At 71.6% G+C, this 16,132-nt stretch carries 11 protein-coding genes; 9 read left to right on the top strand and 2 right to left on the bottom strand.

What is annotated here, in order from left to right; genetic code table 11:
- Positions 1-40 precede the first annotated feature (40 nt).
- The 3 genes from G3I77_RS24925 (at position 41) to G3I77_RS24915 (ending at position 3,680) form a co-directional block, all read left to right on the top strand.
- Positions 41-226 carry a hypothetical protein gene (locus tag G3I77_RS24925; RefSeq protein ID WP_248507278.1) on the top strand — a complete coding sequence of 62 codons (186 nt, stop codon included), beginning with the start codon at positions 41-43 and terminating at the stop codon, positions 224-226.
- 128 nt (positions 227-354) lie between these two features.
- Complete coding sequence (locus tag G3I77_RS24920; RefSeq protein WP_248507277.1) at positions 355-3,438, top strand: helix-turn-helix transcriptional regulator; 3,084 nt, start codon at positions 355-357, stop codon at positions 3,436-3,438.
- 50 nt (positions 3,439-3,488) lie between these two features.
- On the top strand, positions 3,489-3,680 hold the full coding sequence (locus G3I77_RS24915; RefSeq protein WP_282573866.1) for a DUF6191 domain-containing protein: 192 nt from the start codon (positions 3,489-3,491) through the stop codon (positions 3,678-3,680).
- Positions 3,681-3,709: 29 nt separating this feature from the next.
- On the opposite strand, the gene G3I77_RS24910 is transcribed toward G3I77_RS24915, so the two are convergent.
- Together G3I77_RS24910 and G3I77_RS24905 are read right to left on the bottom strand one after the other, a co-directional pair.
- Positions 3,710-4,882, bottom strand: coding sequence for a sorbosone dehydrogenase family protein (locus G3I77_RS24910; protein ID WP_248507276.1), 1,173 nt, complete (start codon positions 4,880-4,882; stop codon positions 3,710-3,712).
- A gap of 123 nt (positions 4,883-5,005) precedes the next feature.
- Positions 5,006-6,004, bottom strand: a complete 999-nt coding sequence (locus tag G3I77_RS24905; protein WP_248507275.1) for an aldo/keto reductase — start codon at positions 6,002-6,004, stop codon at positions 5,006-5,008.
- A gap of 77 nt (positions 6,005-6,081) precedes the next feature.
- Here G3I77_RS24905 and G3I77_RS24900 point away from each other — a divergent pair, with 77 nt between their 5' ends.
- From G3I77_RS24900 to serA, 6 genes are all read left to right on the top strand, one after another.
- A complete protein-coding gene (locus G3I77_RS24900) occupies positions 6,082-7,032 on the top strand; it encodes a 2-hydroxyacid dehydrogenase (RefSeq protein ID WP_248507274.1) in 951 nt (316 codons plus the stop codon).
- A gap of 416 nt (positions 7,033-7,448) precedes the next feature.
- Positions 7,449-10,463, top strand: a complete 3,015-nt coding sequence (locus G3I77_RS24895; protein ID WP_248507271.1) for an EAL domain-containing protein — start codon at positions 7,449-7,451, stop codon at positions 10,461-10,463.
- Between the two features lie 224 nt (positions 10,464-10,687).
- Complete coding sequence (locus G3I77_RS24890; RefSeq protein ID WP_248507269.1) at positions 10,688-12,541, top strand: acetolactate synthase large subunit; 1,854 nt, start codon at positions 10,688-10,690, stop codon at positions 12,539-12,541.
- Between the two features lie 21 nt (positions 12,542-12,562).
- On the top strand, positions 12,563-13,087 hold the full coding sequence (ilvN, locus tag G3I77_RS24885; protein WP_010048631.1) for an acetolactate synthase small subunit: 525 nt from the start codon (positions 12,563-12,565) through the stop codon (positions 13,085-13,087).
- Between the two features lie 121 nt (positions 13,088-13,208).
- The gene (gene ilvC / locus G3I77_RS24880; RefSeq protein ID WP_248507267.1) at positions 13,209-14,207 is read left to right on the top strand and encodes a ketol-acid reductoisomerase; all 999 of its coding nucleotides are present in this window, start codon (positions 13,209-13,211) and stop codon (positions 14,205-14,207) included.
- A gap of 332 nt (positions 14,208-14,539) precedes the next feature.
- Complete coding sequence (gene serA, locus G3I77_RS24875) at positions 14,540-16,129, top strand: phosphoglycerate dehydrogenase (RefSeq protein WP_248507265.1); 1,590 nt, start codon at positions 14,540-14,542, stop codon at positions 16,127-16,129.
- Positions 16,130-16,132: the final 3 nt, after the last annotated feature.

Raw genomic sequence — 16,132 nt, 5'->3', positions numbered from 1 at the left:
AGAAACCCTCCGTGACCGGCCTCTCCTCGAAGGACACACCATGCACGAGTACGAGCTCCAGCAGCTGCGCACCGCCGACCTCATCCGCCGGGCCGACCACGAGCGCCTCGTCCGCGAGGCCGCCCGGGCCCGCCGCGCGGTCCGCCACGAAGCGGACACGGAATCCGCGGAGCACGAAAGCCATAGCCGCCGCTTCCGCCGGCTCCGGTCCGCCCGGACCGCGTGAACACCGGGGCGGGACCGGTCGCCGCCGTGGCCGTCCGGGGAGCAGTGGCCGCCGTTCGTACGGGAACGGCGGCCGCTGCTCCGGCCGTTCGGTCAAAAACCGGTGCCGCGCTGTCGGACCCGCATGCGATGCTCGGGGCCGTGGAGACCAGGTCCGTCAGCCCCGTGTTCGTCGGCCGTGCCGAGGAACTGGGCACGCTGCACGACGCGCTCGTCCGCGCCTGCGAGGGCGAGCCGCAGGCGCTGCTCATCGGCGGGGAGGCGGGAGTCGGCAAGACCCGCCTGGTCGAGGAGTTCGCCGCCGCCGCCGGCCACCGCGGGGCGGTGGTCGCACTCGGCGGCTGCGTGGAGATCGGCGCCGACGGGCTGCCCTTCGCCCCCTTCTCCACCGCGCTGCGCGCACTGCGCCGCGAACTCCCCGGTGAGCTGGCCGCCGCCGCCGCCGGCCAGGAGGAGGAACTGGCCCGGCTGCTGCCCGAGCTGGGCGAGTCGAGAGCCGGGCGGCACGACGAGGACGGCATGGCCCGCCTCTTCGAGCTCACCGCGCGCCTGCTGGAGCGCGTCGCCGCCGAGCACACCGTCGTCCTCGCCCTGGAGGACCTGCACTGGGCCGACGCCTCCACCCGCCATCTGCTCTCCTACCTCTTCCGCACCCTGCGCACCGGCCGCCTCGTCGTCCTCGCCACCTACCGCTCCGACGACATCCACCGCCGTCACCCGCTCAGGCCCCTGCTCGCCGAACTCGACCGGCTCCGCACGATCCGCCGCCTCGAACTGGCCCGCTTCAACCGCGACGAGGTGTGCCGCCAGATCGCCGGGATCCTCGCCCACGAACCCGAGCCGGACCAGGTCGACGCGATCTTCGAACGCTCCGACGGCAACGCCTTCTTCGTCGAGGAACTCGCCGTCGCCGCCCACGAGGGCGGCCGGACCGGCCTGACCGACTCCCTGCGCGATCTGCTGCTCGTCCGCGTGGAAGGGCTGCCGGAGTCCGCCCAGCAGGTCGCCCGGATCGTCGCCGAGGGCGGCTCCACCGTCGAGTACCGGCTGCTGGCCGCCGTCGCCCGGCTCGCCGAGGACGATCTCATCGAGGCGTTGCGGGCCGCCGTGAACGCCAGCATCCTCGCCCCCGCACCCGGCGGCGACGGCTACCGCTTCCGCCACTCCCTGGTCCGCGAGGCCGTCAGCGACGACCTGCTCCCCGGTGAACGCTCCCGCCTCAACCGCCGCTACGCCGAAGCGCTGGAGAGCGACCCGGCCCTCGTCCCCGCCGACCAGCGGGCGACGCGCCTGGCCAGCTACTGGTACCACGCCCACGACGCCGCCAAGGCCCTGCCCGCCGTCCTCGAAGCCTCCGTCGAGGCCCGCCGCCGCCATGCCTACTCCGAGCAACTCCGGCTCCTGGAGCGGGCGATGGAACTGTGGGACTCCGCTCCCGAGGCCGTACGCCGCAACCTGCGCCCCGCCGACTACGCCGAGGTCTACCCGCCCTGCGGCTGCGACCCGGCCACCACAGCGCTGCGTCACCTGGACCTGCTGGCCGAGGCGGCCGTCGCCGGGCGGCTCTGCGGGGAACGCGAACGCGCCCTGAAGATCACCAAACGGGCCCTGCGCCTCCTGGACGAGGAGAGCGACCCTCACCCGAACTCTCGACCGAGTTCGAGCAAGGGGGACCCCCATCGCGCCGCCTGGTTCTGGATCCAGCGCTCCCGGCTGGTGCAGCGGCTCGCCCGGGGCGACGGCTGGAAGGAGATCGCCACCGCGCAGGAGCTGGTCCGCGGCCTGCCGCCGTCCGAGGTGCACGCCGAGGTGCTGGCCACGGCCGCGCACTGGTCGATGCTCCGCGAGCCCGGCCCGGAGACTCTGACGGCCGCCGAGCGGGCCGTCGAGTACGCGCGCATGGTGGGCGCCGACGAGATCGCGTCCAACGCCCGGCTCACCCTCGGCGGGCTCATGGTCGAGGCCGGGCAGACCGAGGCCGGGCTCGCCCACATGTACGAGGTCAGGGACGAAGTGCTGGCCCGCGGTCTCGCGGCCGTCGTGGGCCGCAGCCATGTGAACCTGCCCTCCACCCTGGAAGGCATCGGGCGCTCCGAGGAGGCCGTGGGCATCCTGCGCGAGGGCCTGCGGCTCACCTGCAGGATGGGACTGACCGAGTCCGAGGGCTGGGTCCGGGGCAACCTCGCCGAGTCGCTCATCTCCCTGGGCCGCTGGGACGAGGCCGCCGAGGCGGCCGTCAGCGCCCAGCGGCAAGGCCAGACGGCCGCTCCGTACGGGTCCGGCGCCAGCAGCCGGGCGTTCCTCGCCCTCGCCCGCGGCCAGGTGGCCGAGGCCGCCCGCCACCTCGCCGAGGCCCGCGCCTCCTACGGCCCGCACGACCCCATGCCGCAGCACGACCTGCCGATCTCCTGCCTCACCATCGCCATCGCCGCCGCCGAGGGCCGCCTGGCAGACGCCCGCGCCGAACTGGCCCGCACCCTGGAGTCCGGCTTCCCGCTCGGCACCCAGCGCTACGCCTGGCCGCTGCTGCTCCAAGCGGCCACCGCCGAGGCCGACGCCCGGGGGCTGCCCTCAGCCCGCGACGGCCGCGAGCAGGTCCTGGACGGCATCCTGGCCGCCGTCAAGCGCCTCACCACCCACGCACCCGTCTGGCTCGCCCACGAGCAGTGGGTCCGCGCCGAACTCCACCGCGCCGAGGGCTGGAGCACCCCGGACACCTGGGCGGAGGTGGTCACCGCCTTCGAATCCCTGAGCCGGCCCTACGACCTCGCCCGCGTCCGGTACCGCCTGGCCGAGTCCCTGCTGACGGGCGGCGGCGAGGACGAGCGCGACCGCGCCACGGAACTGCTCCGCCTCGCCCACACCGTCGCCCGCCACCTCGGCGCCGGGCCGCTCGCCGACGCCGCCACCGCGCTCGGCCGGCGCGCCCGCCTCCCCCTCACACCCGCCACGGAACCCGGCTCCGCTCCGGCCGATCCCGCCGAGGCCCTCGGTCTCACCAGCCGGGAGCGGGACGTGCTGCGCCTGGTCGCCGCCGGTCACACCAACCGCCGTATCGCGCAGGAGCTGTTCATCTCGCCGAAGACCGCGAGCGTGCACGTCTCCAACATCCTGGGGAAGCTCGGCGTCTCCGGGCGGGGCGAGGCCGCGGCGGTGGCGCACCGGCTGGGGCTGTTCCCGGCCGACATGCTCACGCCCGGTCCGGCCGGCTGAGGCATACGCTGTAAGGGACGTCGCGGATCCCGCGGCCCAGGGAGGCTCCGTTGTTCAACGTGTTCGAGGAACTGTTCTCGCCCGGGCGCAAGCACACCCGCGACGAGCAGAACCGCCTGGAACTGACCCGTGAGGACGCCGGTGACGGAGATCCCGGACGCGGGCCGATAGACCTCGCGTCCGGGAAGGTGGTCGTACGCCGGCCGGGGGAGGACCAGGAAGACCCCGAGGGCCAGGGCTAGGACACCCGGGGAACAGCGCCCGGCGGGACCTAGTCCACTTGCAGTTCGAGGATCCGGTCGTCCCCGTCCTTCGGGTTGCCCCGGCCGTCCGTGTTGCTGGTCACCAGCCACAGCCGGTCGCCGCCCGCCGGCACCACCGTGCGCAGCCGGCCGTACTCTCCTTCCAGGAAGGCCTGCGGCTCGGCCGAGGCCTCGGTGCCGTTCAGCGGGATGCGCCACAGCCGCTTGCCGCGCAGGCCCGCCATCCAGATCGACCCCTCGGCGTAGGCGATACCGCTGGGGGAGGCCTCGGCCGTGGTCCACTGGTCGATCGGATTGCGGAACCGCTTGTCGTCGGACCGGCCCTCGGCCTCCGGCCAGCCGTAGTTGCCGCCCGGCTTGATCGCGTTGAGCTCGTCCCAGGTGTCCTGGCCGAACTCCGAGGCGAACAGCCGCTGCTCGCCGTCCCAGGCGAGGCCCTGCACATTGCGGTGGCCGTAGGAGTACACCGGCGAGTCCGGGAACGGATTGCCCGGCGCCGGCTCGCCCTCCGGGGTCAGTCGCAGGATCTTGCCGCCCACCGAGTCCTTGTCCTGGGACAGACCGGTGTCGCCGCTCTCGCCCGTGCCCACGTACAGCATCTTGTCGGGGCCGAACCGGATGCGGCCGCCGTTGTGGATGAAGCCCTTGGGGATGCCCCTGAAGACCGTGTCGGGCGCGCCGAGCTGCTCGCCGGAGGGCTTCTGCTCGTCGTAGATCATGCGGACGATGCGGTTGTCGGAGGCCGAGGTGAAGTACGCGTAGACCATGCGGTCCGAGGCGTAGTCGGGGGAGAGGGCGATCCCGAGGAGGCCGCCCTCGCCGGCCGCCGAGACCCCGGGTACCTCGCCCAGTTCGGTCTTCTTGCCGGTCTTCTCGTCGACCCGGACGATCGTCCCGTCGTCCCGGGAGGCGACGAGCAGACCGCCGCCCGGCAGCGGAGCGAGACCCCAGGGGGACTCCAGGCCCTCGGCGACGGTGCGCACCACCTTCACCGAGCCCCGGGCGGGAGGTGTCTCCTCGGCGGCCTGCCGCGGCGGCGCGGACGACCCCGGTGCCGTACGGCTCGGGGAGGTGCTCTCGTCCTTGCCGGACGAGCCCCCGCCGTCGGAGGAGCAACCGGCCGTCAGCAGAAGCGCGGCGGCGGCCAGCACGGCCGGGACGGCTCGACGTTGCACGATCATGGTCCCTTCGACGGGGCAGGTCCTCTCCCTGTCATACACCGCTCGCGGCTTTCAGGTTCCCGATCACGCAACGCCGTACCAGGAAGACGGGGTTTGCCCGAAACGCACCGGGGCGGGACCGGTTCAGTCCCATGACCCCTGGGCCGCCGGCAGCCCGGCTATCTCCTCGAGATCGCCGAGGGTCAGGCGCAGTGTGCTCGCGGCCGTGTTCTCCGTGACCCAGCGCTCCTGCTTCGTACCCGGGACCGGGACCACGTGCGGGCCCTGGGCGAGCACCCACGCGAGGGCGACCTGGGCGGGTGTGACGTCCGCGCCGTGCCGGCGGGCCACGCGGCGCAGGCCCGCCACGATCGGCTGGTTCGCGGCCATCATCTCGCCCGTGAAGCGGGGGTGCCGGGCGCGCAGGTCGTCCGCCTCGAAGCCCGCGCCGGGCCGCAGTCTGCCGGTCAGGAAGCCGTTGCCCAGCGGCATCGCGGCGAGGAAACCGACGCCCCGCGTCCGGCACCACGGCAGCAGGGCCTCCAGTGCCTGGGGCGACCACACCGACAGTTCCGCCTCCACCGCGCTCACCGGGAAGACCTGCTGCACGCGCTCCAGCTGCCGGATCGTCCCGTCGTGCAGCCGGGCCCCGGTACGGCGGCCGGCCCGCGCGCCCACCGCGCACAGGCCCAACGCCCGTACCTTTCCGGCCTGGACGAGCTCCGCCATCGCGCCCCAGGTCTCCTCCACCGGCACCTCGGGGTCGGCCCGGTGCAGCTGGTAGAGGTCGATGACATCCGTCTGGAGCCGCCGCAGCGACGCGTCGCAGGCCCGCTTCACATACCCGGGGCGGCCGTTGGCGACGATGTGCTGGTCGCCCACGAGCAGCCCGACCTTCGTGGATACGAACGCGTCGGACCGCCGCTCCTTCAACGCCCGCCCCACCAGCAGCTCGTTGGTGAAGGGGCCGTACATGTCGGCCGTGTCCAGCAGGGACGCGCCCAGGTCGAGCGCCCGGTGCACCGCCCTGAGCGACTCGTCGCCGCGCTGCCTCGACGCGCTGTAGGCCCAGCTCATCGGCATGCACCCGAGTCCGACGGCCCCCACCGCGAGCGCCGCCGCGCCGATCGTCCTGCGCTCCACCTGGTCGTGACCCTCCCTGTTCGAGCCACCCCAACCTAACCTCTGCCGTCGCACGCTCCTGACATAGCCTCCAGAGCATGACTGCTGACGTGTGGCTGCCCATCCCGCCGGACGAGATCGAGGGACTTCCCGCGGGCCCGGACTACCGCTACTGGAACGGCGCGGAGGACTTCCCCGCGGACCCGGCCGACTGCGCCTTCTACGTCGTCCCCTATATGAAGCCCAGCCCGCTCTGCGTGCGTCCCATGGGGCGGATGAGCAACGTCCAGGTCGTGCAGACCCTCTCCGCCGGGACCGACCACGTGGAGCCGGGGCTCGGGCACCTGTCCCCGGGTGTGCGGCTGTGCAATGCGCGTGGGGTGCACGAGGCCAGCACCGCCGAGCTCACCCTCGCGCTGATCCTGGCCTCGCTGCGCGGGATCCCCGACTTCGTCCGCGCGCAGGACCGGGGGGAGTGGCTCGGCGGGTTCCGGCCGGCGCTCGCCGACAAGAACGTCCTCATCGTGGGATACGGCTCGATCGGCGAGGCCATCGAGGACCGGCTCGTTCCGTTCGAGTTGGCGAGGGTGGCGCGCGTCGCGCGCTCCGAGCGCACCACGGCGCGCGGTCCGGTGCATCCGCTCACCGAACTCCCCGCGCTGCTGCCGGAAGCGGACGTCGTCATCCTGTCCACCCCGCTCACCGAAACCACCCGCGGCCTGGCCGGAGCCGACTTCCTGTCCCGCATGAAGGACGGCGCGCTCCTCGTCAACGTCGCCCGCGGCCCCGTCGTCGACACCAAGGCCCTGCTCGCCGAACTCGAGACCGGCCGCATCACCGCCGCCCTCGACGTCACCGACCCCGAGCCGCTGGGGCGCGAACACCCCTTGTGGCGTGCGCCGGGGGTACTCATCAGCCCGCACGTCGGCGGACCCACCTCCGCGTTCCTTCCGCGCGCCAAGCGGCTCCTGGTGGACCAGTTGAACCGTTATGTGAACCGGGAGCCGCTCCGCAACGTGATCCTTACGACGGGTGCCTCAACCAACTGAAAAGACCTTCGAGTACCGTCCGCAATCCTCCGGGTGCGGTGGGTACTCATATATCTGTTGATCGTCACGGAGCGTAGAGAACCTATGTCCCTGAGTGACGAGACTGGTGTATCGTCCCGACAGGGGCTGCGCCGGGGACCGTTCGGCGCCGGGGACGGACACTTCAGACTGTGAGGGGGGCGACGGGCGATGCACGGCCTATGGACGAGCGATCCGACGGGGCGGGGCTGCCGGCGGCGACCCTGGCGGACGGCCGCGAGCAGACGCGGTCAGCACGCCGATCACGTCGGCCACCACACCCACCACAGCGAACACCACACCAACCACAGTCATCATCACCGCAGGTCCGGCAGCCGCAGAAGGCATGACCAGCCGGTCCCGCGGGACCCGGGAGCGGCGCGGACCGGGAGGGCCCGGTGAGCGCGCCCCCCACCTCCACGCTGGACGGAGCGCTGCGGGCACAGCCTCCGTCACCGGGCGCGCTGCTGCCCCGCACGCCGGTCCCCGGCCACCGGCCGGGCCTGGCCCTCCAACTCGTCCTCGCCCTGGCCTGCGCGGGATACGCCGTCGGCGCCGCGTTCGGCTGGGGTTCGTCCGAAGTGGCGCTGTTCATGGGCGACTTCGGGCTGAGCGCCGCGGCCGCCACCGCCGCCGTCTCGTGCTTCGTCTATGCCCGCAGCCGCCGCCCCCGCTTTCGACCCGCCTGGCTGCTGTTCGGCCTCTCCTCGGCCATGGCCTCCCTGGGCAACCTGGTCTGGGGGTGGTACGAGGTGGTCCTCGGACTGCCCGTTCCCAGCCCCAGCTACGCCGACCTGTTCTTCCTCTGCTTCGCGCCGCCCGCGATCGTCGGGCTGCTCGTGCTCGCCAAGCGGCCGGTGACCAAGGCCGGCTGGGTCTGCCTCGGGCTGGACGCCTGGCTCATCGGCGGCTCGTTGTTGACGCTGGCCTGGAGCCTCGCCCTCGCCCAGGCCGCGAAGTCCGAAGGGCCGAGCGTGGCGCACACCGCGCTGTCACTGGCCTACCCGCTGCTCGACATCGCGCTGGTCAGCATGGTGCTCGCCCTGCACTTCAGGCGGTCCGCGGTGAACCGCTCCGCGGTCAACACCGCCATCGGCGCCCTCGCCCTGACCGTGATGTGCGACGCCCTGTTCACCTCGCCGCTCATGCACCACGACTACCGCTCCGGCCAGCTGCTCGACGCGGGCTGGTTCGCCGGCTCGCTGCTCCTGGCGTACGCCCCGTGGGCCGCGCCCCGCACGGAGCGCGACCGGCGCGGCGGCCCCGACCGGCACGGTTCCACGGGGCACACCCGCGTGGTGCACGAGCACGTGCCGGGGCAGCGCAGCGGACCCAGCCACCAGGCGTCCCTGCCCGGCGCCGAGCACAGCCGGTACCCGGCCGCCCGGCCCATCGCCGGCTCCCTCGCCGCCCTCACGCCGTACCTGGCGGCCGCCGTGTGCACCCTGGGGATCCTCTACAACGTCCTCAACGGCCGCAGCGTCGACCGCGTGGTCCTGCTGACCGGGGGCACGGTGGTGCTCGCGCTCGTGGTGCGCCAGGGCATCATGCTGCTCGACAACATCACCCTCACCCAGGAACTGGCGCAGAAGGAGAACCACTTCCGCTCCCTGGTGCAGGGCTCCAGCGACGTCATCATGATCGCCGCCCCCAGCGGCGTCCTGAGGTACGTCTCCCCGGCCGCCGCCGGTGTGTACGGCCGCTCGGCCGAGGAGCTGGTGGGTACGGAACTGGCCAATCTCATCCACCCCGAGGACCTGGGCTGCGTCGTGCACGAGGTCCGCAGGTTCCTCGCCGCCAATCCGGTCGAGGAACCCACCACGCGCATCGAGTGCCGTTTCCGCTCGGGCGACGGAGGCTGGCTGAACGTCGAGTCGACCGTCAACCGCCATCACGGCGGCCTCATCTTCAACAGCCGTGACGTGACCGAAAGGGTGCGGCTCCAGGCCCAATTGCAGCACAACGCCGAGCACGACCCGCTCACCGACCTGCCCAACCGCGCCCTGTTCACCAAGCGCGTCCAGCACGCCCTCTCGGGCCGCCGCGCCTCCGACCGGGGCGTGGCCCTGCGGAACACGGCCGTGCTGTTCATCGATCTCGACGGCTTCAAGGCCGTCAACGACACGATCGGGCACCAGGCCGGGGACGAGCTGCTCGTCCAGGCCGCCCGCAGGCTCCAGGACTCCGTCCGGCACGGCGACACCGCCTCCCGGCTCGGCGGAGACGAGTTCGCGGCGCTGATCGCCGGGGACAACACCCGTGACCGGGACGCCCGGGAACGGCACATCCTGGAGCTCGCCGACCGCCTCAGGACGACGCTGTCGCAGCCCTATCTCATCGACGGCAACGATGTCCGTGTCAACGCCTCCATCGGTGTGGCCTTCGCGGAAGCCGGCCTCGGCGCGGGCGAGCTGCTGCGCAACGCCGATCTGGCCATGTACCGGGCCAAGGCCGGCGGCAAGGGCCGCGTCGAGCTGTACAAGCCGCAGATGCAGCAGGACGTGGTCCGCAAGGCCGAGCTCGCCACCCGCCTGCGGGCCGCGCTGCACGACGGGGAGTTCGCCCTGCTGCACCAGCCGGTGGTGTCCCTGGAGGATGGCCGGATCACGTCGGTGTCCGCGCAGGCGCGCTGGCGCTCCTCGCAAGGGGTGCTCTTCACCCCGGCGGAGTTCCTGCGGGTGGCCGAGGACGGCGACAAGACCGCCGAGCTGGGCCGGTGGATGATCGAGGAGGCCGTCGAGCAGGCCGCCGAGCGGCACGCGACCGGGCTGTCCGTGCCGGTCGTCGTGCGGATGAGCGCCCGTCGGCTGCTGGACCGGTCGATGCCGCTCGGCTCGATCGAGGCGCTGCTCACGCGGCACGGGCTGCCGTCCGGGTCGCTGATCATCGAACTGTCGGACGCCGACCCGAGGGTCTCGCTGGACGAGCTGGAGCGGCGCCTGGGCGCCCTGCGGCGGGTCGGCGTACGGATCTCGCTCGACGGGTTCGGCAGCGGCTACGCGGCGATCACGGCCCTCAGGCGGCTCCCCGTCGACGTCCTGAAGCTCGACCGCGGTCTGGTCGAGGGCGTCGTCGAGTCCGCGCGCCTGCACAAGATCACCAGCGGGCTGCTGCGCATCGCGGGCGACCTCGGGCTGAAGTCCGTGGCCGAAGGGGTGGATCTGCCCGAGCAGGTCACCGCTCTGCGCGCGATGGGCTGCACGCACGGGCAGGGCATGGCGTTCTCCGGGCCGCTCGACGAGTACCGGCTGCGCCGGGCGCTCGCCGCCGGCCACTATCCGGTGCCGAACGGACCGGCCGAACCGGCGTTCGCGGGCGGCGCCCCGCGGGTGTACAGCTCGGGTGTGTCCGCCGTCATCGGAGGCGGCACGGCCCTCCGCTCACATAATGAGACTCCCGTCCCACCCACTTGACAGTGAGTGCGTGCCGGGGGGAGGGTCAGTGCCATGCGCACCCGAATTCTCGTACTTGGAAAGCGCGTCGGCTGACGCTGAGCCTCGACCGCTCAGCGACCCCACCCGGCGCGCTCCCCTCGCTTGCCTTATGGCACGAGGGGTTTTTTGTTGCACAGGCGCCTTCCGTGCAGCAGCCGAAGACCGTACAAACCTCGCAAAAACCCTCAGCATCTGAGAAGAGAATGCCGATGACCGAGCAGGCCACCGGGGCCCACCACCCGCAGCCCCGGCCCCGATCCGGAGGACACCACTCCGCCCCCGAGCAGGTGACGGGCGCGCAGTCCCTCATCCGCTCTCTCGAGGAGGTCGGCGCCGACACGGTATTCGGCATTCCCGGCGGTGCGATCCTCCCGGCCTACGACCCGCTGATGGACTCCACCCGGGTGCGCCACGTCCTGGTCCGGCACGAGCAGGGCGCCGGTCACGCCGCCACCGGCTACGCGCAGGCCACCGGCAAGGTCGGCGTCTGCATGGCCACGTCGGGCCCCGGCGCCACCAACCTGGTCACCCCCATCGCCGACGCGCACATGGACTCGGTGCCGCTGGTCGCGATCACCGGCCAGGTGGCGTCCAAGGCGATCGGCACGGACGCCTTCCAGGAGGCGGACATCGTCGGTATCACCATGCCGATCACCAAGCACAACTTCCTCGTCACCAAGGCCGAGGACATCCCGCGGGTCATCGCCCAGGCGTTCCACATCGCCTCCACCGGCCGCCCCGGCCCGGTCCTGGTCGACATCGCCAAGGACGCCCTCCAGGCGAAGACCACGTTCTCCTGGCCGCCTGCCATGGACCTGCCCGGCTACCGCCCGGTGACCAAGCCGCACGCCAAGCAGATCCGCGAGGCCGCCAAGCTGATCACCTCCGCCAAGCGGCCCGTCCTCTACGTCGGCGGCGGTGTCATCAAGGCACACGCCACCACCGAGCTCAAGGTTCTCGCCGAGCTCACCGGAGCGCCCGTCACCACCACCCTGATGGCGCTCGGCGCATTCCCCGACAGCCACCCGCTGCACGTGGGAATGCCGGGCATGCACGGTGCGGTCACCGCCGTCACCGCGCTGCAGAAGGCCGACCTGATCGTCGCCCTCGGAGCCCGCTTCGACGACCGCGTCACCGGCAAGCTGGACAGCTTCGCCCCGTACGCCAAGATCGTCCACGCCGACATCGACCCGGCCGAGATCGGCAAGAACCGTGCCGCGGACGTGCCCATCGTCGGCGACGCGCGCGAGGTCATCGCCGACCTCATCCAGGCCGTCCAGAAGGAGCACAGCGAGGGCCACCAGGGCGACTACAGCGCCTGGTGGAAGGACCTCACCCGCTGGCGTGACACCTACCCGCTCGGCTACGACCAGCCCGAGGACGGCTCGCTGTCCCCGCAGCAGGTCATCGAGCGCATCGGCCGGCTCGCGCCCGAGGGCACGATCTTCGCGGCGGGCGTCGGCCAGCACCAGATGTGGTCCGCGCACTTCATCCAGTACGAGAAGCCCGCGACCTGGCTGAACTCCGGTGGCGCCGGAACGATGGGCTACGCCGTCCCGGCCGCCATGGGCGCCAAGGCCGGCGCCCCGGACAAGGCGGTCTGGGCGATCGACGGCGACGGCTGCTTCCAGATGACCAACCAGGAGCTCACCACCTGCGCCCTGAACAACATCCCGATCAAGGTCGCCGTCATCAACAACGGTGCCCTCGGGATGGTCCGCCAGTGGCAGACCCTCTTCTACAACCAGCGGTACTCCAACACCGTCCTGCACTCCGGCCCGGACGACGTCAACCCTCAGGCCCGCGGCACCCGTGTCCCCGACTTCGTGAAGCTGTCGGAGGCCATGGGCTGCTACGCGATCCGCTGCGAGTCCCCGGACGACCTCGACAAGGTCATCGAGGAGGCGAACTCCATCAACGACCGCCCGGTCGTCGTCGACTTCATCGTCCACGAGGACGCGATGGTCTGGCCGATGGTCGCCGCCGGCACCTCCAACGACGAGATCATGGCCGCCCGGGACGTCCGCCCCGACTTCGGCGACAACGAAGACGACTGAGAGCCGTAAAGGAAGCAGATCATGTCCAAGCACACGCTCTCCGTCCTGGTGGAGAACACCCCCGGCATCCTCGCCCGGATCGCCGCCCTGTTCTCCCGCCGCGGCTTCAACATCGACTCGCTCGCGGTCGGTGTCACCGAGCACCCCGACATCTCCCGCATCACCATCGTCGTCGGCGTGGAGGACCTGCCGCTGGAGCAGGTCACCAAGCAGCTCAACAAGCTCGTCAACGTGCTGAAGATCGTCGAGCTGGAGCCGTCGCAGGCGGTGCAGCGCGAACTCGTCCTGGTGAAGGTGCGCGCCGACAACGAGACGCGCTCCCAGATCGTCGAGATCGTCCAGTTGTTCCGCGCCAAGACCGTCGACGTCTCCCCGGAGGCCGTCACCATCGAGGCCACCGGATCCGGCGAGAAGCTGTCGGCGATGCTCAAGATGCTGGAGCCCTACGGCATCAAGGAGCTCGTCCAGTCCGGCACGATCGCGATCGGCCGCGGTGCCCGCTCCATCACGGACCGGTCGCTGCGCGCCCTGGACCGGTCGGCGTAAGACCCGGAACGGGCGGTCGGCGCGCCGTCGGCCGCCCGTATTCCGAGACCCTGAGACTTCCCTTCCGCCCCCCGTCATACGGTGGGACGCAACACCTGCACTCCCGAGGAGAGAACCCAAAGTGGCCGAGCTGTTCTACGACGCCGACGCCGACCTGTCCATCATCCAGGGCCGCAAGGTCGCGGTCATCGGTTACGGCAGCCAGGGCCACGCCCACGCGCTGTCGCTCCGTGACTCGGGTGTCGACGTGCGCGTCGGTCTGCACGAGGGCTCCAAGTCCAAGGCCAAGGCCGAGGAGCAGGGCCTGCGCGTGGTGAGCCCGTCGGAGGCCGCCGCCGAGGCCGACGTCATCATGATCCTCGTCCCGGACCCGATCCAGGCCCAGGTCTACGAGGAGCACATCAAGGACAACCTGAAGGACGGCGACGCGCTGTTCTTCGGCCACGGCCTGAACATCCGCTTCGGCTTCATCAAGCCCCCGGCCGGCGTGGACGTCTGCATGGTCGCCCCGAAGGGCCCGGGCCACCTGGTGCGCCGCCAGTACGAGGAGGGCCGCGGCGTTCCCTGCATCGCCGCCGTCGAGCAGGACGCCACGGGCAACGGCTTCGCGCTGGCCCTGTCGTACGCGAAGGGCATCGGCGGCACCCGCGCCGGCGTCATCAAGACGACCTTCACCGAGGAGACCGAGACCGACCTGTTCGGTGAGCAGGCCGTCCTCTGCGGTGGCACCGCGGCGCTGGTCAAGGCGGGCTTCGAGACGCTGACCGAGGCCGGCTACCAGCCGGAGATCGCCTACTTCGAGTGCCTGCACGAGCTGAAGCTGATCGTGGACCTCATGTACGAGGGCGGCCTGGAGAAGATGCGCTGGTCGATCTCCGAGACCGCCGAGTGGGGCGACTACGTCACCGGCCCGCGGATCATCACGGACGCCACCAAGGCCGAGATGAAGAAGGTCCTCGCCGAGATCCAGGACGGCACCTTCGCCCAGCAGTGGATGGACGAGTACCACGGCGGTCTGAAGAAGTACAACGAGTACAAGACCCAGGACTCCGAGCACCTGCTGGAGACCACCGGCAAGGAGCTGCGCAAGCTCATGAGCTGGGTCGACGAGGAGGCGTAAGCCGCCTGCCCGGGTCCTGCCGTCACCTTCCCGTCGTCCGCCCGCCGGGCAGGCGGGAAGGTGACGGCAGGACCCGAGGGGCCGGAGCATCCCGCTCCGGCCCCTTCGGCGAACCCCGGGTAACGTCGGTGGTACGGCGTTGTCCGTTCCGTCCGGCCACGGACGGGTGATCCTTCCGCAGCGGCGCAAGACGACGCCCCCGGCGCCACTAGACTGCTGCACACATAACGCGTCAGGCCCACAGCGTCGTGCGTCTTCCACGCGGCCACCACCCTCCACCGCCTGCGGCCGTCGGGACGGCCGTCCGCAGCACTGGACTTGTGAGGACTCACGTGAGCTCGAAACCCGTCGTACTCATCGCTGAAGAGCTGTCGCCCGCCACCGTCGACGCGCTGGGCCCGGACTTCGAGATCCGGCACTGCAACGGTGCGGACCGAGCCGAGCTGCTCCCGGCCATCGCCGACGTGGATGCGATCCTGGTCCGCTCGGCGACCAAGGTCGACGCCGAGGCGATCGCCGCCGCGAACAAGCTGAAGGTCGTCGCACGAGCCGGCGTCGGCCTGGACAACGTGGACGTCTCCGCCGCCACCAAGGCCGGCGTGATGGTCGTCAACGCCCCCACCTCGAACATCGTGACCGCCGCCGAGCTGGCCTGCGGTCTGCTCGTCGCCACCGCCCGCAACATTCCGCAGGCGAACGCCGCGCTGAAGAACGGCGAGTGGAAGCGCAGCAAGTACACCGGCGTCGAGCTGGCCGAGAAGACCCTCGGTGTCGTCGGCCTCGGCCGCATCGGCGCGCTCGTCGCGCAGCGCATGTCCGCCTTCGGCATGAAGGTCGTCGCCTACGACCCCTACGTGCAGCCCGCCCGCGCCGCGCAGATGGGCGTCAAGGTGCTGTCGCTGGACGAGCTGCTCGAGGTCTCCGACTTCATCACCGTGCACCTCCCCAAGACCCCCGAGACCCTCGGCCTGATCGGCGACGAGGCGCTGCGCAAGGTCAAGCCGAGCGTGCGCATCGTCAACGCCGCACGCGGCGGGATCGTCGACGAGGAGGCGCTGTACTCCGCCCTCAAGGAGGGCCGGGTCGCCGGTGCCGGTCTCGACGTGTACGCGAAGGAGCCCTGCACGGACTCCCCGCTGTTCGAGTTCGACCAGGTCGTCGCCACCCCGCACCTCGGTGCCTCCACGGACGAGGCGCAGGAGAAGGCCGGTATCGCCGTCGCCCGCTCGGTGCGCCTCGCCCTCGCCGGTGAGCTCGTGCCGGACGCGGTGAACGTGCAGGGCGGTGTCATCGCCGAGGACGTCAAGCCGGGCCTGCCGCTCGCCGAGCGTCTGGGCCGGATCTTCACCGCGCTCGCCGGTGAGGTCGCGGTCCGCCTCGACGTCGAGGTGTACGGCGAGATCACCCAGCACGACGTGAAGGTGCTGGAGCTGTCCGCGCTCAAGGGTGTCTTCGAGGACGTCGTCGACGAGACGGTGTCGTACGTCAACGCCCCGCTGTTCGCGCAGGAGCGCGGCGTCGAGGTGCGCCTCACCACCAGCTCCGAGGCGACCGAGCACCGCAACGTCGTCACGGTGCGCGGCACCCTCGCCGACGGCGAGGAGGTGTCGGTGTCCGGCACGCTGGCCGGCCCGAAGCACCTCCAGAAGATCGTCGCCGTCGGGGAGTTCGACGTCGACCTCGCGCTCGCCGACCACATGATCGTGCTGAAGTACGAGGACCGGCCGGGTGTCGTCGGCACGGTGGGCCGCATCCTCGGTGAGGCGGGCCTCAACATCGCCGGCATGCAGGTGTCGCGCGCGGCGGCCGGTGGCGAGGCGCTGGCGGTGCTGACCGTGGACGACACGGTGACCTCCGGTGTGCTGGCCGAGGTCGCGGCGGAGATCGGCGCCACGTCCGCGCGTTCGGTGAACCTGGCCTGACCT

The sequence above is a fragment of the Streptomyces sp. D2-8 genome, assembly GCF_023184515.1.
Classification (GTDB): Bacteria; Actinomycetota; Actinomycetes; order Streptomycetales; family Streptomycetaceae; genus Streptomyces.
This window is presented reverse-complemented; position numbering and strand designations above follow the sequence as displayed.